The organism is Halorubrum sp. CGM4_25_10-8A (genome assembly GCF_005435025.1).
GTDB classification, from domain to species: Archaea; Halobacteriota; Halobacteria; order Halobacteriales; family Haloferacaceae; genus Halorubrum; species Halorubrum ezzemoulense.
On sequence record NZ_SGTX01000010.1, the window covers coordinates 98,100 to 121,566 of the forward strand.

The 23,467-nt window shown below is 70.9% G+C and carries 24 protein-coding genes; 9 read left to right on the forward strand and 15 right to left on the reverse strand.

What is annotated here, in order from left to right; translation table 11 throughout:
• The first annotated feature begins 62 nt into the window (after positions 1–62).
• Positions 63–2,309 (forward strand): thioredoxin domain-containing protein, encoded by a 2,247-nt coding sequence (locus EXE52_RS11875; RefSeq protein ID WP_089307596.1) that lies wholly within the window; start codon positions 63–65, stop codon positions 2,307–2,309.
• A gap of 58 nt (positions 2,310–2,367) precedes the next feature.
• The gene (locus EXE52_RS11880; protein ID WP_049929442.1) at positions 2,368–3,492 is read left to right on the forward strand and encodes a geranylgeranyl reductase family protein; all 1,125 of its coding nucleotides are present in this window, start codon (positions 2,368–2,370) and stop codon (positions 3,490–3,492) included.
• Positions 3,493–3,531: 39 nt separating this feature from the next.
• On the opposite strand, the gene EXE52_RS11885 is transcribed toward EXE52_RS11880, so the two are convergent.
• On the reverse strand, positions 3,532–4,011 hold the full coding sequence (locus EXE52_RS11885; protein ID WP_049929441.1) for a TRAM domain-containing protein: 480 nt from the start codon (positions 4,009–4,011) through the stop codon (positions 3,532–3,534).
• A 96-nt stretch (positions 4,012–4,107) separates the two neighbouring features.
• Here EXE52_RS11885 and EXE52_RS11890 point away from each other — a divergent pair, with 96 nt between their 5' ends.
• Positions 4,108–5,346, forward strand: a complete 1,239-nt coding sequence (locus EXE52_RS11890) for a mandelate racemase/muconate lactonizing enzyme family protein (RefSeq protein WP_089307595.1) — start codon at positions 4,108–4,110, stop codon at positions 5,344–5,346.
• A gap of 225 nt (positions 5,347–5,571) precedes the next feature.
• Here EXE52_RS11890 and EXE52_RS11895 read toward each other — a convergent pair whose 3' ends face one another.
• Positions 5,572–6,357, reverse strand: a complete 786-nt coding sequence (locus tag EXE52_RS11895) for a PHP domain-containing protein (protein ID WP_049929439.1) — start codon at positions 6,355–6,357, stop codon at positions 5,572–5,574.
• A 180-nt stretch (positions 6,358–6,537) separates the two neighbouring features.
• On the opposite strand from EXE52_RS11895, the gene EXE52_RS11900 reads away from it, so the two are divergent.
• The gene (locus tag EXE52_RS11900) at positions 6,538–8,649 is read left to right on the forward strand and encodes a peroxidase family protein (protein ID WP_089307594.1); all 2,112 of its coding nucleotides are present in this window, start codon (positions 6,538–6,540) and stop codon (positions 8,647–8,649) included.
• A 48-nt stretch (positions 8,650–8,697) separates the two neighbouring features.
• On the opposite strand, the gene EXE52_RS11905 is transcribed toward EXE52_RS11900, so the two are convergent.
• From EXE52_RS11905 to EXE52_RS11930, 6 genes are all read right to left on the reverse strand, one after another.
• On the reverse strand, positions 8,698–9,915 hold the full coding sequence (locus tag EXE52_RS11905) for an MFS transporter (protein ID WP_089307593.1): 1,218 nt from the start codon (positions 9,913–9,915) through the stop codon (positions 8,698–8,700).
• An 81-nt stretch (positions 9,916–9,996) separates the two neighbouring features.
• On the reverse strand, positions 9,997–10,632 hold the full coding sequence (locus EXE52_RS11910) for a hypothetical protein (RefSeq protein ID WP_089307592.1): 636 nt from the start codon (positions 10,630–10,632) through the stop codon (positions 9,997–9,999).
• Positions 10,622–11,734: a DUF3179 domain-containing protein gene (locus EXE52_RS11915; RefSeq protein WP_086216713.1), complete on the reverse strand. Its 1,113-nt coding sequence runs from the start codon at positions 11,732–11,734 to the stop codon at positions 10,622–10,624. The genes EXE52_RS11910 and EXE52_RS11915 overlap by 11 nt, the downstream gene beginning before the upstream one ends.
• Positions 11,735–11,837: 103 nt before the next feature.
• Complete coding sequence (locus tag EXE52_RS11920) at positions 11,838–12,410, reverse strand: MOSC domain-containing protein (RefSeq protein ID WP_089307591.1); 573 nt, start codon at positions 12,408–12,410, stop codon at positions 11,838–11,840.
• Entirely contained in the window at positions 12,410–12,817 is a 408-nt protein-coding gene (locus EXE52_RS11925; RefSeq protein ID WP_086216715.1) for a hypothetical protein, read from the reverse strand. Before EXE52_RS11925 ends, EXE52_RS11920 begins: the two co-directional genes overlap by 1 nt.
• A 55-nt stretch (positions 12,818–12,872) precedes the next feature.
• Complete coding sequence (locus EXE52_RS11930; RefSeq protein WP_094553228.1) at positions 12,873–13,790, reverse strand: PLP-dependent cysteine synthase family protein; 918 nt, start codon at positions 13,788–13,790, stop codon at positions 12,873–12,875.
• Positions 13,791–14,008: 218 nt separating this feature from the next.
• Here EXE52_RS11930 and EXE52_RS11935 point away from each other — a divergent pair, with 218 nt between their 5' ends.
• Positions 14,009–14,395, forward strand: coding sequence for a thioredoxin (locus EXE52_RS11935; protein WP_049929430.1), 387 nt, complete (start codon positions 14,009–14,011; stop codon positions 14,393–14,395).
• Between the two features lie 27 nt (positions 14,396–14,422).
• Here the strand turns inward: EXE52_RS11935 and EXE52_RS11940 are convergent, their stop codons facing one another.
• Positions 14,423–14,638, reverse strand: coding sequence for a hypothetical protein (locus EXE52_RS11940; protein WP_049929429.1), 216 nt, complete (start codon positions 14,636–14,638; stop codon positions 14,423–14,425).
• Between the two features lie 110 nt (positions 14,639–14,748).
• Here EXE52_RS11940 and EXE52_RS11945 point away from each other — a divergent pair, with 110 nt between their 5' ends.
• Positions 14,749–15,492, forward strand: a complete 744-nt coding sequence (locus tag EXE52_RS11945) for a ThuA domain-containing protein (RefSeq protein ID WP_049929428.1) — start codon at positions 14,749–14,751, stop codon at positions 15,490–15,492.
• Between the two features lie 103 nt (positions 15,493–15,595).
• Here EXE52_RS11945 and EXE52_RS11950 read toward each other — a convergent pair whose 3' ends face one another.
• Positions 15,596–16,264: a helix-turn-helix domain-containing protein gene (locus tag EXE52_RS11950; protein ID WP_049929427.1), complete on the reverse strand. Its 669-nt coding sequence runs from the start codon at positions 16,262–16,264 to the stop codon at positions 15,596–15,598.
• An 84-nt stretch (positions 16,265–16,348) separates the two neighbouring features.
• Here EXE52_RS11950 and EXE52_RS11955 point away from each other — a divergent pair, with 84 nt between their 5' ends.
• A complete protein-coding gene (locus EXE52_RS11955; RefSeq protein WP_137703725.1) occupies positions 16,349–18,001 on the forward strand; it encodes an NADH-quinone oxidoreductase subunit D in 1,653 nt (550 codons plus the stop codon).
• Between the two features lie 195 nt (positions 18,002–18,196).
• Here EXE52_RS11955 and EXE52_RS11960 read toward each other — a convergent pair whose 3' ends face one another.
• The 3 genes from EXE52_RS11960 to pyrB form a co-directional block, all read right to left on the reverse strand.
• The gene (locus EXE52_RS11960; RefSeq protein WP_089307588.1) at positions 18,197–19,057 is read right to left on the reverse strand and encodes a hypothetical protein; all 861 of its coding nucleotides are present in this window, start codon (positions 19,055–19,057) and stop codon (positions 18,197–18,199) included.
• A 395-nt stretch (positions 19,058–19,452) separates the two neighbouring features.
• Positions 19,453–19,911 (reverse strand): aspartate carbamoyltransferase regulatory subunit, encoded by a 459-nt coding sequence (pyrI, locus tag EXE52_RS11965; protein WP_049929424.1) that lies wholly within the window; start codon positions 19,909–19,911, stop codon positions 19,453–19,455.
• Positions 19,908–20,855 carry an aspartate carbamoyltransferase gene (gene pyrB, locus EXE52_RS11970; protein ID WP_049929423.1) on the reverse strand — a complete coding sequence of 316 codons (948 nt, stop codon included), beginning with the start codon at positions 20,853–20,855 and terminating at the stop codon, positions 19,908–19,910. The genes pyrI and pyrB overlap by 4 nt, the downstream gene beginning before the upstream one ends.
• 210 nt (positions 20,856–21,065) lie before the next feature.
• Here pyrB and EXE52_RS11975 point away from each other — a divergent pair, with 210 nt between their 5' ends.
• A complete protein-coding gene (locus EXE52_RS11975; RefSeq protein WP_049929422.1) occupies positions 21,066–21,383 on the forward strand; it encodes an ASCH domain-containing protein in 318 nt (105 codons plus the stop codon).
• A 21-nt stretch (positions 21,384–21,404) separates the two neighbouring features.
• On the opposite strand, the gene EXE52_RS11980 is transcribed toward EXE52_RS11975, so the two are convergent.
• Positions 21,405–21,740: a 2Fe-2S iron-sulfur cluster-binding protein gene (locus EXE52_RS11980; RefSeq protein WP_049929421.1), complete on the reverse strand. Its 336-nt coding sequence runs from the start codon at positions 21,738–21,740 to the stop codon at positions 21,405–21,407.
• 82 nt (positions 21,741–21,822) lie between these two features.
• Positions 21,823–22,329, reverse strand: a complete 507-nt coding sequence (locus tag EXE52_RS11985) for a hypothetical protein (RefSeq protein WP_089307587.1) — start codon at positions 22,327–22,329, stop codon at positions 21,823–21,825.
• A 105-nt stretch (positions 22,330–22,434) separates the two neighbouring features.
• On the opposite strand from EXE52_RS11985, the gene mvaD reads away from it, so the two are divergent.
• Complete coding sequence (gene mvaD, locus EXE52_RS11990; RefSeq protein WP_089307586.1) at positions 22,435–23,433, forward strand: phosphomevalonate decarboxylase MvaD; 999 nt, start codon at positions 22,435–22,437, stop codon at positions 23,431–23,433.
• The last annotated feature ends 34 nt before the right edge of the window (positions 23,434–23,467 follow it).

The window sequence follows — 23,467 nt, forward strand, 5'->3', positions numbered from 1 at the left end:
CGCGGGCGGCGGCGCTCGGCGCGCCCCGGACGCCTTTTGTCGCGCCGGGCCGAACCGGGCCCATGTCACAGCCGACCGAGCGGAACCGCCTCGACGGGGAGGCGAGTCCCTACCTCCGACAGCACGCCGACAATCCCGTCAACTGGCAGCCGTGGGGGGACGCGGCGTTCGAGCGCGCCCGCGAGCACGACGCGCCGGTGTTCGTTTCCATCGGCTACTCCTCGTGTCACTGGTGTCACGTCATGGCCGAGGAGAGCTTCGAGGACGAGTCGGTCGCGGCGGTCGTGAACGACTCGTTCGTCCCGATCAAGGTCGACCGCGAGGAGCGCCCGGACGTCGACAGCACGTTCATGACCGTCTCCCAGCTCGTCACCGGCGGGGGCGGGTGGCCGCTCTCGGCGTGGTGTACGCCCGAGGGGAAGCCGTTCTACGTCGGGACGTACTTCCCGCCCGAGCCGCGGCGGAACCAGCCCGGGTTCCGCGAGCTCTGCGAGCGCATCGCCGACTCGTGGAGCGACCCCGAGCAGCGCGAGGAGATGGAGCGGCGCGCCGACCAGTGGGCCGAGAGCGCGCGCGACGAGCTGGAGTCGGTGCCGACGCCGGAACCGCCGGCTTCGGAGGAGGGGGGCCCCTCGCCGCCCGGCGACGACCTGCTCGACACGGCCGCTGCGGCCGCGCTGCGCGGCTACGACGAGGAACACGGCGGCTTCGGGAGCGGCGGCGCGAAGTTCCCGATGCCGGGCCGGATCGACCTCCTGATGCGGGCGTACGCCGGCCGCGGCCGCGACGCGCTCCTGTCGGCCGCGACCGGAACCCTCGACGGGATGGCCGACGGGGGGATGTACGATCAGATCGGCGGCGGGTTCCACCGCTACGCGGTCGACCGCGAGTGGACCGTCCCCCACTTCGAGAAGATGCTGTACGACAACGCCGAACTACCGATGGTCTACCTCGACGGCTACCGGCTCACCGGCGACCCGAGGTACGCTCGCGTCGCGAGCGAGTCGCTAGCGTTCCTCGACCGCGAGCTGCGACACGAGGGCGGCGCCTTCTTCAGCACGCTCGACGCGCGGAGCCGACAGCCCGCGAGCCGCCGGGACGGCGGGGATGCGAGCCGCGGAGACGGCGAGGGCGCGAGCGACGGCGAGGACGTGGAGGGCGCCTTCTACGTCTGGACGCCCGAGGAGGTGGACGCCGTCCTCGACGAGCCGGCGGCGTCGCTGGCGAAGGAGCGGTACGGGATCCGGCCCGGCGGGAACTTCGAGCGCGGCACGACGGTCCCGACGGTCGCGGCGTCGGTCGCGGAGCTGGCCGCGGACCGCGAGCAGTCGCCCGAGGCGGTCCGCGAGACGCTGACCGAGGCGCGCACGGCGCTGTTCGACGCCCGCGAGTCGCGACCGCGGCCCGCCCGCGACGAGAAGGTGCTAGCGGCGTGGAACGGGCGTGCGATCTCGGCGTTCGCGCGGGCCGGGGACACTCTCGGCGAGCCGTACGCCGAGAGCGCCCGCGAGGCACTCGACTTCTGCCGCGACCGGCTCTACGACCCCGACGCCGAGACCGGCGCGCTCGCCCGGCGCTGGCTCGACGGCGACGTGCGCGGGCCGGGGTACCTTGACGACTACGCGTTCCTCGCCCGCGGCGCGCTCGACACCTACGCCGCGACCGGCGACCCGGAGGCGCTCGGATTCGCCTTAGATCTGGCCGACGCGCTCGTCGCGGAGTTCTACGACGCGGACGACGATACGATATACTTCACGCGCGACCTCGACGGGGACGGGACCGGCGGGGCGGGAGAGCGCGCCGACGCGGGCCCGCTCATCGCCCGGCCGCAGGAGTTCACCGACCGGTCGACGCCGTCGAGCCTCGGCGTCGCGGCCGAGACGCTCGCGCTCCTCGACGGGTTCCGGACCGGCGGGGAGTTCCGGGAGATCGCCGAGCGCGTCGTGACGACCCACGCCGACCGGATCCGCGGCGGTCCGCTCGAACACGCCTCGCTCGTCCGGGCCGCGGACCTCGTCGAGACCGGGGGGATCGAGGTGACGGTCGCCGCCGACGAGGTGCCGGACGAGTGGCGCGAGACGCTCGGCGAGCGGTACCTGCCGGGCGCGCTCGTCGCGCCGCGCCCGGCCACGGACGCGGGGCTTGACGAGTGGCTCGACCGCCTTGAAATGGTCGAGGCCCCGCCGATCTGGGCGGACCGGGACGCGACCGACGGCGAGCCGACCGCCTACGTCTGCGAGGGGTTCGCCTGCTCGCCGCCCCGGACCGACCTCGACGCGGCGCTCGCGTGGCTCGGCGGCGACGAGTGATCCGCGAACCGGTCGGGAGCCGGAACCGTTTAGCCGTCTCGGGACGGTGATTACGGGCGTGTACGACTTCGTCGTCGTCGGAGCGGGGCCGGCCGGGTCGCGGTTCGCGCGCCGGGCCGCCGAGGCGGGACGCGAGGTCCTCCTGCTGGAGTCGGGGACCGTCGGCGAACCGCTGGCCTGCTCCGGCCACGTCTCGACGGACCTCTGGGAGTACGTCGACGACGGGGCGGTAGACCGGCTCCGGCAGAACCGAGTGTTCGGCGCGCGGTTCCACGTCGGCGGGCCGGAGTCGGCCCCCTATCCGTTCTACAAGCGGGAGCCCGTGTCGAACGTGATCGACCGGGTCGGCCTCGATCGGACCTTGGCGGACCTCGCCGAGGACGCGGGCGCGGACCTCCGGGAGGGCCACACCGTCGTCTCGGTCGACGAGCGCGGCGACCGCGTCGTCGTCGAGGCTAGCCTCGCGGACGGCGCCACCGAGCGCTTCGAGGCGCGCATGGTCGCCGGGTGCGACGGTCCGACCTCGCGGGTGCGCCGCGCGCTCGACCTCCCGGAGCCGGACGAACTGCTCCACGGCGTCCTCGCGTTCGACGACGCGGCGGACGCGGGCGACTACGTCGACGTCCACCTCACCGCGCCGACGTTCTTCGCGTGGCGGATCCCCCGCGGCGACGCCGGCGTCGAGTACGGGCTCGCGGCGCCGCCGAGCGAGGACGTGTCGGCGGGCTTCGACCGGCTCACGGACGCGTACGGCGCGACGACGGACCGTCGCTGCTCGGGCGCGATCCCCGTGGGACCGCCGGCGCGGACGACGAGCGACCGCGGCTTCCTGATCGGCGACGCCGCCGCGCAGACGAAGCCGTTCACCGGAGGCGGAATCTTATACGGGATGCGCGCGGCCGACGTCGCCGCGGCGGCGATCGACCCGCGCGACCCGGCGACGCTCGCCGACTACGAGTCGCAGTGGCGCGAGGAGCTGTCGACGGAGATCCGGCTCGGGAAGGCGATACGGCGGTGCTACTCGCTGCCGGAGCCGGTCCAGCGGGTCGGGCTGCGGGCGCTCTCGGGCGAGATCGGCGTCCACATGGACGAGCCGTCCTCGTTCTTCTCGCCGTCGAACCTCCGGGCGCTGTTCTCGCGGGCCGAGCCGCCCGAGGAAGGCCGCGTAGAGAGAGACGCGTGACGGCGGCCTCGAAGGGTCTCGCGACCTCGCAGCGCGGCGCTACTCCTCGACGACGTTCGCGAACGAGACGTTCTCCCGGACGCTCGTGATCTCGACGGTCGGCTCCTCGCCGGGCTCGGCGTCGGGGACGATGACGACGTAACCGCGTTCGATCTTCGCGATCCCGTCGCCCTTGTCGCCCAGCGTCTCGATCGTCACCTCGCGGACCTCTCCCTCCGAGACGGGCGGGTCGGGTTGGACGGCCCCGGCGGCCCCGCGAGAGGTGGGTCGATCGCCCCCGTCGGACGGGGGGCCGCTGGCGTCGGCGTCGGCGTCGGGAACGGACGACGCGGCCCCGTCGTCGGCCGCCGCCGACGGCTCGCCGTCGGAGCGGTCGAGGACGGCGATCCGGTACGTCTCGCCGACGCTGACGCTTCCGTGTTCGATCTCCGACGCGGGGACGGTGACGACGTAGTCGTCGCCGCGGGACTCGACCCGACCCGTGTACAGACACGCGAGAGAATCCGTGATTTCGACCATGCCCACCCGTTGCGCGCACGGGGATGAAAAGCCACCTGTTCAGGCGTCCCACGCCTGATGGTAAACGTTTACCCTGTTCCGAATAAATCGGGGGGTATGAGCCGGAACTACGAGTCGCTCCACGACCCGAACGCGGAGTACACGATGCGGGAGCTCTCCGCCGAGACGATGGGGACCACGGGGACGCGCGGCGGCGATCGCAACGTCGAGATCACGGACGTCCAGACGACGATGGTCGACGGGAACTTCCCGTGGACGCTCGTCCGCGTCTACACCGACGCGGGCGTGGTCGGCACCGGCGAGGCGTACTGGGGCGCCGGCGTCCCGGAGCTGATCGAGCGCATGAAGCCGTTCGTGATCGGCGAGAACCCGCTCGACATCGACCGCCTCTACGAGCACCTGATCCAGAAGATGTCCGGCGAGGGCTCCGTCGAGGGCGTCACGGTCACGGCCATCTCCGGCATCGAAGTCGCGCTCCACGACCTCGCCGGCAAGATTCTCGACGTGCCCGCCTACCAGCTGCTCGGGGGGAAGTACCGCGACGAGATGCGCGTCTACTGCGACTGTCACACCGAGGACGAGGCGGACCCCGAGGCCTGCGCCGACGAGGCCGAGCGCGTCGTCGACGAACTCGGCTACGACGCGCTGAAGTTCGACCTCGACGTCCCCTCGGGCCACGAGAAGGACCGCGCGAATCGCCACCTCCGCCCCGGCGAGATCCGCCACAAGGCGGAGATCGTCGAGAAGGTCACCGAGCGCGTGAAGGACAAGGCGGACGTCTCCTTCGACTGCCACTGGACGTTCTCGGGCGGCTCCGCGAAGCGCCTCGCGGACGCCATCGAGGAGCACGACGTGTGGTGGCTCGAAGACCCCGTCCCGCCGGAGAACCTCGAAGTCCAGGAGGAGGTCACGAAGAACACGGTCACGCCGATCGCGGTCGGCGAAAACCGCTACCGCGTCACCGAGCTCCGCCGGCTCATCGAGAACCAGGCGGTCGACATCGTCGCGCCCGACCTGCCGAAGGTCGGCGGCATGCGCGAGACCCGCAAGATCGCCGACATCGCGAACCAGTACTACGTGCCGGTCGCGATGCACAACGTCGCCTCGCCGGTCGCGACGATGGCCGCGGCGCACGTCGGCGCCGCCATCCCGAACTCGCTCGCCATCGAGTACCACTCCTACGAGCTCGGCTGGTGGGAGGACCTCGTCGAGGAGAGTGTGATCGAGGACGGGTACATCGAGGTGCCGGAGGAGCCGGGCCTCGGCGTCACGCTCGACATGGACGCCGTCGAGGACCACATGGTCGAGGGCGAGACGTTGTTCGACGAAGCGTAAGCCGAAGTCGAACTCGATAGGAGAGCGGAGCGAGCCTATCGGTGTTCGACGAAGCGTAGCTTCGTCGGGCGAGCGAATCTCCGATTCCCGTCGTTCGATCCGGCGTAAGCCGGGGCGAGCCAGCAGCGCGAAGCGCTGCGCTGTTTGACGAGGCGTAAGCCGAAATCAAACGAGGAAATAGCTGCGTTTTCGAAGGTCGCTCTCTCGAGGGCGTGAGCGACCGCGTCAGGCGTCCGCGACGATCCGGTCGAGGGGGACCGGCTCCAGCCCGCGACGGTCGAGTTCCGTCTCGATCTCTTGTACCCGGGGATCGATCACGTCGGGCTCGTGGCTGTCGGTCCCGACGCTCACGTCGACGCCGGCGTCGACGAGGCGGTCGAGGAAGGCGGGGGCCGGGTGGAACTCGCCGTAGCCGTCGAGCAGCCGCCCGGCGTTGATCTCCGGGACGGTCCGCGAGTCGCGGAACGCCTCGGCGACCGCGGCGTAGTGGTCCTCGGTCGCAAACCCGCGGAGGTGGGGGTTGCGCTCGACCAAGTCCGGGTGCGCGGCGATCGCGAACAGCTCCGACTCGACCAGGGCGACCAGCTTCTCGAAGTACCGGTCGACGAGTTCGCGGCGCTCCGCCTCGGGCTTGTCGGCGAAGTGCGAGCGCGTGTGGACGTTGACGCCGTCGAGGTCGTGGACGCTGCCGACGGCGTAATCGAAGTCCGCCTCGTCGAGGAACTCGGCGATCGCGTCCGCGTGTTCGGGGTCGTAGTCCATCTCCGCCGCGTCGAACACGTCGACGTCGACGTCGTCGCGGACCGACTCGATCGCGTCGCGGCGCCGCTCGTAGGTCAGGTCGAGGTTGAACCCGAACGCGCGCTTGTGCTCCCGCGCGTTCGGCGCCGGCGAGACGTTACAGTGGTCTGCGAGCCCGATCCCGTCGAGCCCGGCGTCCGCGGCGGCCTCGACCATCCACCGGAGGAACGCCCCGTCCGAGTAGTTCGTGTGGGCGTGGTAGTCGTACACGACGGCAGTTCGTCTCGGGCGGACTCGAATGTTCGGGTCGCGTGCGAACGGCTGGCGTGCGGAGGCCCGTCAAGCGCGCGTCGCCCGACCGACGGGAGCGAAGCCAGCAATATAATCCGGGAAACGAGTTGAAAGTTCATTTAGATAATTTTTTGATACTTATGTGTGTCACATCAACCCATGGGTGCTACCGACAAGATAACATGTCGCGTCGTCGACGGCGATTCCCGGCCGCTGGCGGGGCGGATAGTCATCGGCGAACGGGAGGACGGCGACCGCATCGGCCACTGGATGACCGAGGACGACGGGAACTTCGTCCTCGAAGCGGACGGCGGCGCCGACCTCGACAAGGTCTCGTTCACCGTGCGGAACCCCGCGCGGGGCGGGACCGAGGAGCCGGTCCGACGGCGGCGGCGACCGGACGGGAGCGAGGCGGCGCTCCACCTCTCGGTGAACGCGCGCAGCGTCGCCCTCCACGGCGGGAGCGACCACCGCGGGATGAACGAGGCCGCGTGTACGGCCGCGGGCCCGGTCCGGAGCCACCGGTTCCACACGCAGTTCCCCGAGCTGGACCCGTACGACCGCGACGAGGAGTTACTCCGGACGCTCGGCGGCGCCGACGGCGAGGCGGGGGCGCCGATGATGGAGTCGCCCGACGACCCGGTCGGGGACGCCGAGACGCCGGCCGGCTACGGCATCTTCGGTCAGTTCGTCGACCACGACCTCACGTTCGACCCGACCTCCGACATCGACCGGCGCAACGACCCGGCCGCGCTGCGGAACTTCCGGACGCCGGCGCTCGACCTCGACTCGCTGTACCGGACGAACGCGGAGGCGGCACCGTTCCTCTACGACCACGAGACGGACGAGCGAAAGCTTCTCACCGGCGACGCGGTCGCGCCGGACGCCGAGGACGGCGGCGGGCTCTCGGGGCTCCCGGGGACGGACCTCCAGCGGAACGAGCAGGGGATCGCGCTGATCGGCGACCCGCGGAACGACGAGAACGTCGTCGTCTCGCAGCTCGAGCTCGCCTTCGTGAACTTCCACAACCGCGTCGTCGACCACCTCCGCGGTCCCGGATCGTCGCTCGTCGAGGACGGCGAGTCCGTCCTCGAAGCCGCGCAGCGACTCGTCAGGTGGCACTACCAGTGGGTCGTGCGACGCGACTTCCTCCCCCGGATCTGCGACCGCTACGTCCTGGCCGACATCGAGGAGCGGGGCCGACAACACTTCGTGCCGCCGGGGCGCACGCCGGCGATCCCGGTCGAGTTCGGAGGCGCCGCGTACCGCTTCGGCCACAGCATGATCCGACACGCGTTCGACGTCAACGACGAGGTCGGCGAGGTGCCGCTGTTCCCGACCGGCCCCGGGGACGGGCGGAACCTCCGCGGCGGCCGACCGGTCCCGAGTGACCTCGTCGTCGACTGGTCGCGGCTGCTCGACACCGGCGACGGCGACTACCAGCCCTCGCGGAAGATCGAGCCCCTCCTCGCGCCGACGCTGTTCAACCTCCCGATCGCCGGGGACTCCTCGCTCGCCGTCCGGAACCTCCGGCGCGGGAAGGCGCTCGGCCTGGCCTCCGGACAGGACGTCGCCGCGCGGATGGGGTACGATCCGATCCGCAACGAGGCGTTCGGCGACGAATCGGCGATCATGGAGGCGCTGCGGGCGCACGGTCGCGGCGCAGACCCCGACTCGCCGCTCTGGTACTACGTGCTCGCCGAGGCGGACTATCAGCAGGACGGCGAGCGACTCGGCGCGGTCGGCAGTCGGATCGTCGCCGAGACACTGATCGGGCTGATCGAGGCTGACGAGACCGCCTACCCCAACGCCGCGCCCGACGGCTGGGAGCCGAGCCTCCCGCAGCCGACGGCGACCGACGGGTACACGCTGGCGGACATCACGGCGTTCGCGGCCGAGGCGAACCCCGACGGACTGGTGATCGAGGCCGTCGACGCGGGCCAGGGGAGCGGCGGCGATGCGGGAGCTAACGGTGACGCCGGCGACGTGACCGGCGACGCGCTCGACGAGTCGGTGACCCTGCGGAACGCCGCGGCGGAGCCGATCGACCTGACCGGGTACGTCATCGACCTCGACGGCCAGCGCGACGACCTCCCGGACGCGACGCTCGGGCCCGACGAGACCCTGACGGTTCACGTCGGCGCCGGCGCGGACACGGCGACCGACCACTACCTCGGCCGCGACGTGCCCGCGCTCGACGACGAGGGCGAGGTCGTCACCGTGTACGCCCCCGACGGCGAGCGCACGACGAGGCGGCGGTACGTCGGTTAGGCGGCCGTACGTCGGCTAACGGGTAGTACCTCGGCGACGCGCCATCCCTCACCGCCGCTCGCCGACGAGCGCGTTCGCGGAGATGACGAGGAACGCGACCCCCGACATGCCGGCGATGACGGCGAACGACGCGCCCCAGCCGAACAGGTCCGCGACGAGCCCGACGCCGACCGAGCCGGCCGAGCCGATCACCGTGTAGACGGTCCGTATCAGGCCGAACCCGGCGCCTCGTTCCGCGTCGCCGAGGGCGTCCATGAATCGCGGGTCGATGGCGGAGAAGAAGCTCGACCCGAGCCCGGCGAGCAGCACGACGATCCCGAGCCCGCCGACCGTCGGCAGCGCCGGCAGCCCGACCGGGACCGGCAGCCGAACGAGGTCGGGGAGCGCCACCAGCCCTCCGAGGCCGAGCGCGCCGCTGAGGAGGGCCGCGGCGATGCTCGTGTCGCGGCCCAGCCGGTCAGAGAGCCGGCCGAGCCCGACCTGCGCGCCGGCGCGGACGACGAAGAACGCCGAGAAGACGCCGCCGGCGAACGCGGGGTCGTACCCCCGGAGCTCCACGAGGAACGTCGGCAGGAAAGAGATGACGCCCTGCGCGACGTACGTGCCGAGCGTGGCGACGACGAGCGGGACGAGCACCTCACGGCGCCCGACCAGTTCGAGCAGCGGGCCGACCTGGAGCCGCTCCGCCATCGGCTGGTCGGGGCGCCGCGGCTCGGTCGGCCGGACCCGCCGCGCGAACAGGAGGAAGATGGGAACCCCGACGACCGCGGCCAGCGCGACCCCGGGCCGCCAGCCGTAGCGGACGCCGACCCACGTCGCGGCGACCGGCGCCACGAGCCCGGCGAGCGGGCCGCCGAGCGAGTGGATCCCGACCGCGGTGCCGAGGTCGTCGAACGTCCGCGAGAGCAGCGTGGTCGCCACCGCGTAGTGGAGCCCCGCCACGAGCCCGAGGAGCACCGCCGCCAGCACGAACGCGGGGAAGACCGGTACGACGGCGAGCGCGAGGCTCATCGCGGTCGTGCCGCCGACGGCGACGAGGATCACCCGACGCTCGCCGAACCGGTCTGCGAGGATCCCGCTCGGGAACTGCGAGAGGCCGTAGGCGAACCACATCCCCGAGAGCGCCACCCCGACCGCCGTGTTCGAGACACCGAAGTCGTCGATGATGAGGGGGACGACTGGACTGATCGCCAGCCGCGCGAAGTACGTCACGAAGAACGCCAGCATACACAGCGTCAACACCGTGTGGCGGTACCGCCAGTTCATCCGACAGTCACGGGCGACTCATCGGGGCGGTCGGCCGTCAACACTTTCGGTTCCAGCAGGCCGTGAGCCGGTCGGGCGAGGTCAGCCCACGGCCCCCGGGTCGACCCGGCTCCCGACCCACAGGAGCGTGAGGAGGAGCCCGGCCACGGACGCCGGCATGAACCACCGGAACGCGGCGAGCAGTCCCGCCGAGGCCTGAAGGCCGATCACCGCCAGGAACGCGGGGCCGCAGCAGGCGACCCCGGAGAGGATCCCCGGAAGGCCCGCGGCGACCCCCGCGCCGGCGCCGATCCGACAGGCCGAGGGGCCGCGCCACGCGACAACCGAGACGGCGAGCGTGACGCCGACGAGCACCGCGAGCGCGAGCCCGAGGGCGGCGTTGACGGGAGCGAAGAGGTACTCGACCGGTCCCGCGGAGAGCAGCGCCACGGGCTCGTACTGGAACGGCGCGACGCGCCGGGTCGCGAGCGCGACCGGGTCGGCGGCGACGACGAGGTCGAACCGCGGCGTCCCGGCCGACTCGACCGCGCCGGCGCGCAGACCGAGGTGGCCGAGTCCGAGGTGGTAGGCAACGAGATAGGCGCCGGTGACGGCACCCGCGGTCGCCCGGCCGTCGCGCCGACCGAGGGCGGCGCGGACGGCGAACACCGTCCGGCGAACGAGTCCGGCGAGCCACGCGCGCGGCGACGCGGCCGGCGCGGCGGTCTCAGCCCCCATAGCCCGCTCGCGTGTGCTCCCCGACGAACGCGGTGTCCGGGTAGAAGCCGTACCAGGCGAACCACATCGCGTCGAACGCGAGGAGCCGTTCGAGCGGCAGGTCCGCGGCCTCGAACCCGCCCTCACCGTCGACTCGGTACTCGTCGCCGTCCGGTTCGACCGCGACCTCGTCGGGGTTCCGGTAGACGTACCCCGTCGAAAGGGCAGGGTCGGCGACGGCGATGACGGCGGGGCCGCCCTCGCCGACGGTCCCGGTCAGCACTCGCTCCGAGAGCAGCGTGGTCTTGTCGAAGGCGACCGCGCCCGTCGCGGTCCGCGCCCCGATGACGACGGACTTCGCGTGGCCGTCCTCGGGGGACGCGAGCGGCGGAAACCTGGTCCCGTCCCGCACGTAGTACCCGCTCAGCGGCGCGTAGCTCCCGTACGGGTCGCTGTCGTAGCGGCGGACGTAGCCGGTCTCCTCGGTCATGAGGGAAGCGTCGGGATGTCGCGTCGCCCACTCGCCGGCGGTCGTCCACACGACGCGGAACTCGTCGAGGGTCTCGTCGGCCATCGACCCGTCGACCCCGGTGGCGAGCATCTGCGGCCACCAGCTGTCGGTGGCGCGGTCGTACATGATCAGGTTCGAGTTCACGAGCCGGCCCGACACGCCGAACGTCGTGTCGCCGCGACGGAACCCCTGTGCCGTCCCGGTGAGCGGGCAGTAGGTGATCGCGACCGACTCGCCGCCGACCTCGTCGTTGACGATCTCGTGGTGCGAGAGGATGCGACGTGGATACGCCTTCGCCTCGCCGCCGCGGACGACGCCGAACACCGGCTCGTTGCCAGCCATATCCGCCTCCGCGATCGGCCGAAACGCGGGGTCGTCGACGGAAGGGATCCCATCCTTGCCGACGCCGCCGTCGAGCGACTCGGAGACGAGGGTGTCGGCCTCGTACGCGAGGTGATAGCCGGCGTCGACGGTCGGCGGGGGAGCTCCGGCACCCGTGTCCTCAGCGCCTCCGGTGACGGAGTCCGTCGCTCGGCCCCCGAGGCAGCCGGTGAGGGACGCCCCGCCGACCGCCGCGATCCCGGCCAGCGCCGCGCGACGGGTTCGGTACATGTCGTCGTCTCCGGCTTCGAGCGTATAAAATCCGCAGCGCGGGTGTAATTCACACGCACAGCCGATCTCCGGCGGCAGTCCGATGCCCGACGAGGCGGGGTCGCTACTCGTGACCGCTCGACGATCGCTCCCGCAACCGGTCGGCGATCGCCGCGCCGGCGGTCCGCGGGTCGGCCTCCCGCACCGTCACCGGATCGCCGACGGCGACGGACCCCGGTTCGACCACGTCACAGCAGAGGCCGCCGCGGTTCCGGAGCGCCGACGCGAGGCCGTCCTCGCCGGCGAGCTCCTCGAGGTGCGCACACGGCGGTCTCCGTCGGGTCGGTCGCAGGAGGGCGTCGCCGACCGCGACGGTCGCGCCGAGGAGCGAGTCCATCTCCGCGCCGAACCCCTCGACGACCACGTTGCGACGGTGACGGCCGTCGCGCACGTCGATGCCGGTCGCCTCACGGACCGCGGTCAGCGCCTCCCCGGCGACGAGCGTGACCGCGCAGCCGTCGAGTTGGAAGTGGCCGTCGCCGCGGCGGTAGCGGTCCCCCTCCACGCCGTCGGGACAGACCTCGACCGCCTCGCGACGGACCGGCGGGGCGCCGCCCTCGGGGGCCGTCACGAGGCCGGCGACCGCGCCGGGGGTCGCGTCCGCGCTGGTCGATTCGGGTGGCCGGTCCGCCGGCATCAGGGCTCCCCGAGAAGCGTCGTGTCGTCCGGCTTCAGCCATTCGCGGTGCGCGTAGTAGAGCGCGGCGACCGGAGGCGCGGGGAGCGCGGCCAGCGCGTAGATCCACTTGAAGACGCCCAGGTCGGCGACGCGTCGCTCGGCGAGCGAGAGCGCGTCGAGCAGGATCGTTGCGGTCGCCAGGGGCGCGAGCAGGTAGCTGTGCGCGAAGGCGACGGCCGGTCCAACCGGGGTCGCAGGCGTCAGCAGCGCCCAGTCGACCGCGTACAGGACCGTCCACGCTCCGACGGTCGCCGCTATCGCGGCGAGCCACGGTCCGTCGAAGCGGCGGTCCGAGCCCCCCGTCGGACCGCCGTCGGCCGGGTCGCGGTCGGGCGGCTCCGTCTCCGATTCGGCGCGCGTGTTCACGCCCGATCTGGGCGCCGAACGCTAATCAACACCGGGGTCGACCGCCGCGGCGCGGTCACTCGCCGAAGGTCCCCGCCGTCAAGTACCGCTCGCCGCTGTCCCAGAAGACGGTGACGACGAGGGGTTCCTCGCCGACGAACGCGCCGCTCTCGCGCAGTTCGGCCGCGACGACCTTCGCCGCGAGGTTCGACGCGCCCGACGACTGGCCGACGAGGATCCCCTCCTCGCGAGCGAGCCTGCGGCACTCGGTCTCGGCGTCGCCGAGTTCGACCGTGTGGACCTCGTCGATCAGGTCCACCTCGAGGTTCGGCGAGACGAAGCCCGGCCCCATCCCCTGGAAGTCGTCGGCGCTCGGCTCCTCGCCCGAGAGGACGGCGTTGTCCGCGGGCTCGACGGCGTCGATCCGGACGTCCGGGAACGCCTCTCGGAGACGGCGGCCGATCCCGGTGATCGTCCCGCCGGTGCCGACCCCGGCGACCAGGGCGTCGACGGTGCGGTCGCCCACCTGATCGAGTATCTCCGGGCCGGTCGTCTCGTAGTGCGCGCGGGGGTTGGCGGAGTTCTCGAACTGGCGGAGCTGGACGGTGTTCGGCTCCGCCTCCAGCTCGTCGGCGCGGTCCTTCGCGTCGGAGATGTCGCCGTCGACGAGCTCGACGGTGGCGCCGTACGCCCGCATGAGTCGGCGGCGCTCGATCGATTTCCCTTCGGGCATCACGAGGGTGACGTCGTAGTCGCGCGCCGCGCCGACCATCGCGAGGCCGATGCCGGTGTTGCCCGACGTGGGCTCGACGATGCGGTCGCCCCGCTCGATCTCGCCCGCCTCCTCGGCGGCCTCGACCATGTACAGCGCGGGGCGGTCCTTCGCCGAGCCGCCCGGGTTGCGGGACTCGACCTTCGCCGCGACCGTCGTCCCCGCGGGCGCGTCGACCCGCACCAGCGGCGAGCCGAGCGTCGACAGGATGTCGTCGTCCATTACCCGAACCGAGGCGGTCGTGACCCAAAGGCCCCGCGGACTCCGGCAATCGATGTCGCCCGCGGCTGGGGCTTCGGGGGTGTCAGCAGTCGGTCTGTAGCCGAGGACAGAAATCAGGTGTGTCTGCGAACTCGACGAGGTGTCGTCGACGGACCCGAAGCGAATGTGCTCTTGCCACCGACGCGCCGTTTACGTGCCTCCGTGATCTATCGATCCCAATGACTCTCGAAACGCTCGCGCCCGCGGACGACCTCGACGCGGACGCGTTCGACGACTCGGTTCTCGACGCGCTCGCGGCGGACGACTACGTGTTCAAAGTGTGGGGCGGCGACTGGTGTATCGACTGCCAGCGACAGCTCCCCGAGTTCGGTGCCGCGCTCGCCGCCGCCGGCGTCCCGGACGACCGCATCGAGTCGTTCCCGGTGACGAAGGGCCCGGACGGGAAGGAGGGCGAACTCGTCGAGGCGTACGAGATCGGGCTTATCCCCACCGTCGTCGTCGAGTCGCCCGAGGGCGAGGAGGTCGCGCGGTTCGTCGAGGAGGAGGCCGTCTCCATCGCTGAGTACCTCGCGGACCGGCTCGCGGACGTCGAAGCGACGGCCTGAGTCGACGTTCGGGGCCGCGACAGGGACTCAGCCGTCTTCGGCGTTCACGTCGCCGGCGTAGTAGAGCGCGGCCATCACGACGCCCATCGTGACCGCCTGAACCGTCGTCGACGCGCCGAGAGCGACGCCGACCGCGAGCACCGACGCCGTCACCACGGCGCCGGTGAAGAGGGCGTAGCGCAGCCGCGAGAGGCCGCGCGCCCAGTCGTCGGCCCGGCGGTACAACTGTCGGGGACCAGCCATATGCCGTGGTCTCGCGCGCGGATCAAGTACCTTCGGGTGGGCGCCTATCGCCGAGTCCGCGCGCCGGGGCGAGGCCGACCGCTCAAGTCGGTGCGGCGTCGACCCCGAGCATGGCACGCGTCACGGTCTGGAACGAGTACCGGCACGAGCGCGAGAGCGACGCAGTCGCCGAGGTGTACCCCGACGGCATCCACGCCGTCGTCGCCGACGCGCTCCGCGAGGGGGGCCACGAGGTCCGCACCGCGACCCTCGATGAGGGACCGGAGCACGGGCTCACTGAAGCGGTCTTGGACGACACCGACGTGCTCGTCTGGTGGGGCCACGCCGCTCACGACGAGGTGCGCGACGCGGTCGTCGACCGCGTCCACGAGCGCGTCCTCGACGGGATGGGCCTCCTCGTCCTCCACTCCGCCCACTACTCGAAGATATTCAGGCGGCTGATGGGGACCAGCTGCTCGCTGAAGTGGCGTGAGGCCGCCGAGCGCGAACGGCTCTGGGCGATCGAGCCGAGCCACCCGATCGCGGACGGGATCGGCGAGGCGATCGAACTCGACGAGACGGAGATGTACGGCGAGCGGTTCGACGTGCCGGCGCCGGACACGCTCGTCTTCACCTCCTGGTTCGAGGGCGGCGAGACGTTCCGCTCCGGCTGCTGTTACCGCCGCGGGAACGGGCGGGTGTTCTACTTCCGGCCCGGTCACGAGACGTACCCGATCTACTACGACGAGGACGTCCGACGGGTGCTCCGGAACGCGGTCGGCTGGGCGGAGCCTGGCGACGGGCCGACGCCCGAGTTCGGCAACGCGGACCCGAGAGAAGAGATCGACACGAGCGACGACCGGACCGTTCACTGAGGAGAATCGTCGAACGGGCGCGTCGTCGAACGGACGCGTCGTCGGACGGACGCGTCGTCGGCCTGGCGCATCGTCGGGCGAGAACGCCGTCAGCCACCCGCTGTCAGGCCACGTCGCGCAGTCGCATGAACGCGTTCATCATGGCCGATTCGGCTTTCCTGAGGTGTTCGGACGCGGTGCTCGGCGAGGCGCCGATCCGCTCGGCGACATCCGAGACGGACGCCGCGCGCGGGGACTCGTAGTAGCCGCACTCGACGGCGGCCGCGACCGCGTCGAACTGCCGGTCGGTCAGTCCCGGGTCGAAGAGGTGCTTGCGCCAGTCGTACTCGCCGATGCGGAGGACCTCGCTTTCGATCCGCTCCGGGAGCGCGGCGAGGCCCTCCCGGAGCGGCTCGTGATCCCCGAGGATCGTCAGCCTCGCGACGCCGCTCGGACGGAAGTCGATCGGCGGGACCACGACGATGCCGGTCCGCCGGAGCGACCCGAACATCGCGTCGTCGACGGCGTCGCGCCGTTGCGTGAGGAAGACGTAGTAGCCCGTCCCGTCGATCCGGGTGACCTCGAACTCCCGGATGCGGTCGACTGACCGCAGCGCGTCGACGTACACGTCGATGTCCCCTTCCACGTAGAACAGGAAGGTGTCGGCAGTCTCGTCGAAGAGGCTGCCGTGAAGGAGCACGTCCCGACCGATGGCGTCCGACTCGTCGACCAGTCGGTGCATCGGATGCATGAGTTCCGGCGGGTACCGGAGTTCGAGGCGCAGATACTTCACGGCGGACAATGACGACGGCGGTTTTATAAATATCCGTACTGAGCCGGCAGAAGCCTCGGGTCGTGCGCTCGCGTCTCTTCCGGTATGTCGACAGAGCTGCTGCGCGAGCGCGACGACGAGGAGACGGCGGACGCGTTTTCGTCCGTCCGCGGGCTGATCACGGGGCGTGAGAGCCACCTGAACGCCCCCGCGGCGAGGGTCCGACCCGACGCGGTTCAGGAAGCGCTCTCCACGCTGCGAGACGAGGCGGGGTACGACCACCTCGCCTGCGTCACGGCACAGGAGTACGAGAACCGGTACGAGTCGATCTACCACCTGCGCTCCTACGACGACCCGACCCGAGAGCTCAGCGTCGTGGTTCCCACCGACAAGGAGGACCCGGTCTCGGAGTCCGCCGCGTCCGTGTTCCGCACCGCGGACTGGCACGAGCGCGAGGCGTACGACCTCGTCGGGATCGAGTACGACGACCACCCGGACCTCCGCCGGATCCTGCTCCCCGAGACGTGGCAGGGGCACCCCCTGTCGATGGACTACGATAAGGATCAGCCGCAGATCGCCGCCCTCTCCGAGAACGAGCCGATCGAACCCGGGTCGTCGACCGCGACCGGCAGCGACACCATGCTGCTCAACATCGGGCCGCACCACCCCGCGACCCACGGCGTCTTACACCTCCAGGTCACCCTCGACGGCGAAACGGTCGTCGGCGTGGAGCCCGACATCGGCTACATCCACCGCTGCGAGGAGCAGATGGCGCAGTCCGGGACGTACCGTCACCAGATCATGCCGTACCCCGACCGCTGGGACTGGGGCGGCGCGGGGCTGCTCAACGAGTGGGCGTACGCCCGGGTCGCCGAGGACCTCGCCGACATCGAGGTGCCAGAGTACGCGCACGTCGTCCGCACCATGGCCGCGGAGTTCAGCCGGATCCTCTCGCACATGCTGGCGATGGGCGCGTACGCGCTCGACGTGATCGGCGACTTCACGGCGACGTTCATGTACGCCATACAGGAGCGCGAGCGCGTTCAGGACATCGTCGAGGAGCTGACGGGCCAGCGGCTGATGTTCAACTACTTCCGGCTCGGCGGCGTCGCGTGGGACCTCCCCGAACCCCGTGAGGAGTTCCTGCGGAGCGTCCGCGAGTACCTTGACGGCCTCCCGCGCCGCATCGAGGAGTACCACGACCTCCTGACCCGGAACGAGATCCTCCAGCTCCGCACAGTGGACACGGGAACCCTCCCGCCGGAGGTCGCGAAGAGCTACGGCGCGACCGGCCCCGTCGTCCGCGGCTCGGGGGTCGACTACGACCTCCGCCGCGACGACCCGTACGGCTACTACGACGAGCTCGACTGGGATGTGGTGACCGAAGACGGCTGCGACAACTACAGTCGCCTGCTCGTCCGGATGGGCGAAGTCGAGGAGTCCGCGAAGATCATCGAGCAGTGCGTCGACCTGCTCGAAGACTGGCCCGAGGACGAGCGGACCGTTCAGGCGAACGTCCCGCGGACGATCCGGCCGGCCGACGACACGGAGATCTACCGGGCCGTCGAGGGCGCCAAGGGCGAACTCGGCATCTACATCCGCGCCGACGGCACCGACAAGCCCGCCCGGTTCAAAATCCGCGGGCCCTCGTTCTCGAACCTCCAGACGCTGCCGGAGATGGCCGAGGGGGAGTCGATACCGGACCTGATCGCCGCGCTCGGCAGTCTCGACACGATCATGGGAGAAGTCGACCGCTGAGGCGGCGCGGCGAGCCGACGGCTCATCGGTGTAGGACGACCGCCGCTACGGCGCGGACGTTGAAAGGCGACCGCCTCGCGCGAACGCGAGACGACCGGTTGTGTCGCGCGCCGGCGGCCGGTCGAGTAGCAGTCGACCGCGGGCGTATTTAAACCCTCGTCCACGGAGTCGCAAGCGGACGGCCGACGCGCCCGGTCACTCCGGCCGGTGGACCTCGCCGTCGCGCGAGTCGGCGTCCTTCCGACGGACCGCGGCGGCCGCGTTGTTCGCGTCGTAGCCGAAGAACACGTCCTTCGCGTACGTCTCGGCGACCTCAGTCGCGTGGATCAGGTCGTCGACGTCGACCTCGACCGCGTACAGTTCCAGCGAGAACGGCGTCTCCGGCGGCGCGCCGTGGAGGGAGTAGTCGCCGCCGAGCATCGAGCGGAACCCCCGCGCGATGGTCTCCAGCCAGTAGGTCGTCGCGTACTCGGTGTCGTACAGCGGGACGACGAACTCGTCGACGTGGGCGGCGAGGCGGTCGATGTCGAGGCCGGCCCGCTCGTAGAGGTGGTCGGGGTACGGGTCGGGGTACAGCGTCAGCAGGAGCCGGCCGGGGACCAGATCGGCCGCTTCGGCGACGAAGTCGGTTATCACGTCCGCGCGCCAGTCGGCGAACTCCTCGCGATCGCTCTCGGCGAACAGACGCTCACAGCGGTCGCAGTGACAGAACCCCTCGCGGGGGAACCCCACGTCGTCGAGGCGCACGTCCTCGTTCTCGGCGGCGCAGTCCGCGATGATCTCCAAGAGTCCCTCGCGGTACTCCGGGTGTGTCGGGCAGATGTACGCCCAGTCGAAGTAGTCGCGGTCGCGGGTCGCCGGCTCGCCGCGCTCGTCGACCGGGACGAGGTCGTCGTCCTCGCTCGCGGCCGCGTTGTCGCCGAAGCACGACACCATGTTCACGGCGTCCGGCAGGGGCTCGGCCGCCCGCCCCGTGACGTCTTTCACCTCGTAGAAGCCGAGGTCGAACGGCTCCATCGCGACCTCGTCGGCGTTGCGCGTGACGACCCCGTACATGGAGTCACATACGTGACTGGTCGGTAAAAGCGGACGGTATCGGGGTGGTCGATCGGTGAGGCGAGTCGACGCGGAGTCTAATTCGACGTGCCGTGCGGCGAGTGGTGTGACGAGCGCGGCGTCGAGCGGAGAGCGCGAGCGCGGCGTCTCGCGGTTACTCCACTTCGACCGGCTGTTTGTCGCCGGCGAACAGGAAGTACGCGAGCGCGACGAGCGACAGGACGAGGACGAGCTTGGCTTTCTTGCTCATACCTGCCGGTTGGAACGGTGGGCGCTAAAACCTACCGGACCGAGAACAGGTCGCCCCGAATAGGTCGGAACAAGACAGGTCGCCCCGAGTAGGACGGACCGAAAACAGGCTGCCCCGAGCGGAGCGACCCGCGGCGCCGGCCGTCTCAGACGTCGATGTGATCGGCGATGTCGGACCGCAGGATCGTCGCGCAGTAGTCGCAGCGCACGCCGTCGGCGACCACGTCGAACCGCGTCTCGACCGGCTCGCCGGCGTTGGTGATACAGTTGCGGTTCGGACAGGAGAGCACGCCGGTGACGCCGTCGGGACGGGTGACCCGGTTCTTCTCGACGACCTCGAAGTCGCGGACGATGTTGATCGTCGCCTCGGGCGCGATGAGCGAGAGCACGTCGACCTCCGACTGCGACAGCTCCCGGTCCTCGACCTTCACGATGTCCTTGCGGCCGAGCCGGTCGGAGGGGACGTTCATCCCGACGGAGACGCCCAACCCCTCGGAGCCGTCGATGCCTAAGATTGCGAGGACGTTCAGCGCCTGGCCCCCCTCGACGTGGTCGATAACGGTGCCGTCGCGGATCTTCGAGACGCGCAGCTCGTGATCGCTCATCGACCCACCTCCGTCCCCTCGTCGCCGTCGGGGTTCGCGTTCTCCAACAGGGTGTCGAGCAGCGCCATCCGCACCGGGATCCCGTTGTGCGCCTGCTCGAAGTAGCGGGCGTGGTCGGTCTCGTCGACGTCGGGCGCGATCTCGTCGACGCGCGGGAGCGGATGCATCACGGTGAGGTCGTCGGGGGCGTCCGCCAGCGTCTCGGCATCGATCTGGTACTCGCCCGCGACGCGGTGGTACTCGTTCTCGTCCGGGAACCGTTCCTTCTGGATCCGGGTGACGTACAGCACGTCGAGCTCGTCGAGGATGGGTTCGAGATCGTCGTGTTCGCGGATCTGCGCGCCCGTCTCGTGGAGGTCGAAGCGCACGGAGCGCGGGAGCCGCAGCGACTCGGGGCTGATGAAGTGCTGGTTGGCGTCGAACTCCGTCAGCGCGGCCGCCAGCGAGTGGACCGTCCGGCCGTACTTCAGGTCGCCCATGACCCCGATCGTGAGGTCGTCGAGCCCGTGGTCCTCGCGGATCGTGTGGAGGTCGAGGAGCGTCTGGGAGGGGTGTTGTCCGGCGCCGTCGCCCGCGTTGACGACCGGCACGTCGACGCGCTCCCCGGCGAGCGTCGCGGCACCCTCGCTGGGGTGGCGGAGGACGAGGGCGTCCGCGTACCCCTCGATGACGCGGACGGTGTCGGACAGCGACTCCCCCTTCGAGACGGACGAGGAGTCGACGTCGCCCATGTCGATGGTGTTCATCCCGAGGCGCTTGGCCGCGCTGTCGAAGCTCATCCGGGTCCGCGTGCTCGGCTCGAAGAAGCAGAGCGCGAGCACGCGGCCGGCGTGCCGGTCCGCGTAGGCGGCGGGGTCGTCGGCGACCGCCCGGGCCCGGTCGAGTACGGCCTCGATGTCATCCCGCGAGAGCTGGGTCGCGGTGATGAGGTGGTCCTGTCGCATCGTCAGAGATGGGTGTCGGCAGTATCTTGAATCCCTCGGCTCGGGGCGCAGCGCGGGTGTTCACGGACGTGCGTACCCGCTCGGGTCGCCGTTTCGATATCCGCAACGCGCCCCGAACCGGTCCGGGATCGGCGCGACAGAGTCGAAGACTCGCCGCCGTGCCGGCCCCTCGCCGCCGTACATAAGCCGCCGCGGACCGAAGCGGATCGCATGGCAGACAACGACCCGGCCGACCTGCTCCCGAACGACCGCGTGAAGCAGGCGGCCCTCGACGGCGAGGTGACGCAGCTCCACCGCGGGAACCGATACGGCGAAGAGGGCGACACCTTCGAGATCGACGGCGTCGCCTTCGAACTGGTCGAGGTGACCGAGCGCACGCTCGGCGACATGACCGACGAGGACGCGAAGCGCGAGGGGTCGCCGTCGCTGTCGGCGTACAAGGAGCGAATGGTCCGCGCCCACGGCGGCAACTTCGAGTGGGACGACGACGCCGACGTGGTCAGACACCGGTTCGAGCGCGCCGAGTAGGACCGGAGATGATGAGGTAGTTCAGTCGTCGTCCGCGGCCGCGCCGTCGCCCGCCGCGGTCGCCGCGTCGTCCTCGATGCTCGGCGGGTACTTCCCGCGGTCGAGCTTCAGATCGGACTGCGGGCGGGCCATACAGGTGAGCGCGTACCGCTCGGCTTCCTCGTCGGAGAGGCCGCGAGCCGCGGGCTGTGTCACCTCGCCCTCGACGATCTCGGCGGAGCAGGCGAGACACATCCCGACGCGGCAGGAGTACTCCTGAGCGATCCCCTCCTCGAAGCAGGCGCTGAGGATCGTCTCCGTGTCGGCCACCTCGATCGTCTCGTCGGTGCCGACGAACTCGACGGTGTACTCTGTCATGGCGCGGAGTACCCGCCGACCGGTCAAAAAGGGTTCCCTCTATCCCGTCGCCGGCGCGGGGACGGAAGCGAGCGCTCGGTCGCTACGCGGCGGCGTCCGAGCGCTCGTTCCGCCTGTCACGAACGGTCCGCGCCACGACTAACACGCCGACGGCGACGAGGAAGTCTCGACCGATCGATCCGAACACGTCGACCCACAGGCGCAGGATCTGCGGGTCGGCCGCGAAGGTCCCCGACCACAGCAGGGTCCTGAGCGAGTGGGGAGCGACTCCGACGTACTGTCCCGCGAGCCCGCCGATGAGCGCGCCCGCGAAGAGCGCGAGTAACGACCGGCCGGTCAGTGGAATCCGCGAGCCGGGAGCGATAAGCGCGTAGAACGCGACGAACAGAAGCCCCGGCACCACGAGGTAGGTTCCGGCGACGTCGACCACGAGGTCGAGCGGCGTTCGGGCGGTCACCGGCTGTCCCTCCCGTATCGCGTACTGGCGGGACCGAGTCACGGCTTCGAGGAACACCACTCCCGCCGTGACGGCGGCGAGGGCGTACGGCTTCGCTCGCGGCCGGCGGAGGAGCGCGTCGCGGCGGACCATGTCGGGCCCTGCGTCGCATCTCAGTAATATCTTGTTCCGACAACGGTCGCGCACCGCCTCCCACCTATCGCAACGACTAATCCCCCGCCGGACGCTTCCCGAGACATGACCGGCAAGGCCACCGCGCGAGCCCACCCGATTCAGGGGCTCGTCAAGTATCACGGGATGCGCGACGAGGAACTGCGGCTCCCGTACCACGACAGCATCAGCCTCTGTACCGCGCCGACCGCCACGACGACCACCGTCGAGTGGCAGCCGGACGCGAGCGAGGACGCATACGTCATCGGCGGCGAGGCGGTCGACGGCCGCGCGGCCGAGCGCATCGACATGGTCGTCGACCACGTCCGCGACCTGGCCGGCGTCGACGCCGCCGTCCGACTGGAGAGCGAGAACTCCTTCCCGTCGAACATCGGGTTTGGCTCCTCCTCGTCGGGCTTCGCGGCCGCCGCACTCGCCCTCGTGGAGGCCGCGGGCCTCGACATGTCTCTCCCGGAGGTCTCGACGGTCGCCCGCCGCGGCTCCTCCTCTGCCGCCCGCTCGGTGACGGGCGCGTACTCGCGGCTCGACGCCGGGCTCAACGACGAGGACTGTCGCTCCTCCCGGCTCGACGTGGGGGTGAGCGAGGACGGCTTCGACCCCGAGGAGGACCTCCGAATCGTCGCCGCACACGTCCCCGCGTACAAGGAGACGGAGGAGGCCCACCGCGAGGCCGCCGCGAGCCACATGATGCAGGCGCGGACCGCGCACGTCCAAGACCAGCTAGTCGAGATGACCGACGCGCTCCGCACGGGCGACTTCGACCGGATCTTCGAGACGGCGGAGCACGACTCGCTGTCCCTGACGGCCACGACGATGACCGGCCCCGCGGGATGGGTGTACTGGCAGCCCGAGACGATCGCCGTGTTCAACGCGGTGCGCGAACTCCGCGAGTCGGGCGTCCCTGTCTACTTCTCGACCGACACCGGGGCCTCGGTGTACGTGAACACGCTCGCGGACCACGTCGACGAGGTCGAGAGCCGGATCGCCGAGATCGGCGTCGACACCGATGTCTGGGAGGTCGGCGGTCCGGCGCGCGTCCTCGACGAGAGCGAGGCGCTGTTCTGAAGGGCGGGACGGGCGGGTCAGAACCGGCGCTGGC

Bases quoted from the DNA above. Each gene is read 5' to 3' on its own strand.
- EXE52_RS11920 (WP_089307591.1), bottom strand. From the start codon at position 12,410: ATGCCGGCGGACCGGCCACCCGAATCGACCAGCGCGGACGCGACCCCC.
- EXE52_RS11985 (WP_089307587.1), bottom strand. From the start codon at position 22,329: ATGGTCCGCCGCGACGCGCTCCTCCGCCGGCCGCGAGCGAAGCCGTAC.
- EXE52_RS11975 (WP_049929422.1), top strand. From the start codon at position 21,066: ATGGCAGACAACGACCCGGCCGACCTGCTCCCGAACGACCGCGTGAAG.
- EXE52_RS11930 (WP_094553228.1), bottom strand. From the start codon at position 13,790: ATGGACGACGACATCCTGTCGACGCTCGGCTCGCCGCTGGTGCGGGTC.
- EXE52_RS11955 (WP_137703725.1), top strand. From the start codon at position 16,349: ATGTCGACAGAGCTGCTGCGCGAGCGCGACGACGAGGAGACGGCGGAC.
- pyrB (WP_049929423.1), bottom strand. From the start codon at position 20,855: ATGCGACAGGACCACCTCATCACCGCGACCCAGCTCTCGCGGGATGAC.
- EXE52_RS11915 (WP_086216713.1), bottom strand. From the start codon at position 11,734: ATGTACCGAACCCGTCGCGCGGCGCTGGCCGGGATCGCGGCGGTCGGC.
- EXE52_RS11940 (WP_049929429.1), bottom strand. From the start codon at position 14,638: ATGGCTGGTCCCCGACAGTTGTACCGCCGGGCCGACGACTGGGCGCGC.
- pyrI (WP_049929424.1), bottom strand. From the start codon at position 19,911: ATGAGCGATCACGAGCTGCGCGTCTCGAAGATCCGCGACGGCACCGTT.
- mvaD (WP_089307586.1), top strand. From the start codon at position 22,435: ATGACCGGCAAGGCCACCGCGCGAGCCCACCCGATTCAGGGGCTCGTC.
- EXE52_RS11935 (WP_049929430.1), top strand. From the start codon at position 14,009: ATGACTCTCGAAACGCTCGCGCCCGCGGACGACCTCGACGCGGACGCG.
- EXE52_RS11890 (WP_089307595.1), top strand. From the start codon at position 4,108: ATGAGCCGGAACTACGAGTCGCTCCACGACCCGAACGCGGAGTACACG.
- EXE52_RS11910 (WP_089307592.1), bottom strand. From the start codon at position 10,632: ATGGGGGCTGAGACCGCCGCGCCGGCCGCGTCGCCGCGCGCGTGGCTC.
- EXE52_RS11980 (WP_049929421.1), bottom strand. From the start codon at position 21,740: ATGACAGAGTACACCGTCGAGTTCGTCGGCACCGACGAGACGATCGAG.
- EXE52_RS11875 (WP_089307596.1), top strand. From the start codon at position 63: ATGTCACAGCCGACCGAGCGGAACCGCCTCGACGGGGAGGCGAGTCCC.
- EXE52_RS11960 (WP_089307588.1), bottom strand. From the start codon at position 19,057: ATGTACGGGGTCGTCACGCGCAACGCCGACGAGGTCGCGATGGAGCCG.
- EXE52_RS11905 (WP_089307593.1), bottom strand. From the start codon at position 9,915: ATGAACTGGCGGTACCGCCACACGGTGTTGACGCTGTGTATGCTGGCG.
- EXE52_RS11885 (WP_049929441.1), bottom strand. From the start codon at position 4,011: ATGGTCGAAATCACGGATTCTCTCGCGTGTCTGTACACGGGTCGGGTC.
- EXE52_RS11900 (WP_089307594.1), top strand. From the start codon at position 6,538: ATGGGTGCTACCGACAAGATAACATGTCGCGTCGTCGACGGCGATTCC.
- EXE52_RS11945 (WP_049929428.1), top strand. From the start codon at position 14,749: ATGGCACGCGTCACGGTCTGGAACGAGTACCGGCACGAGCGCGAGAGC.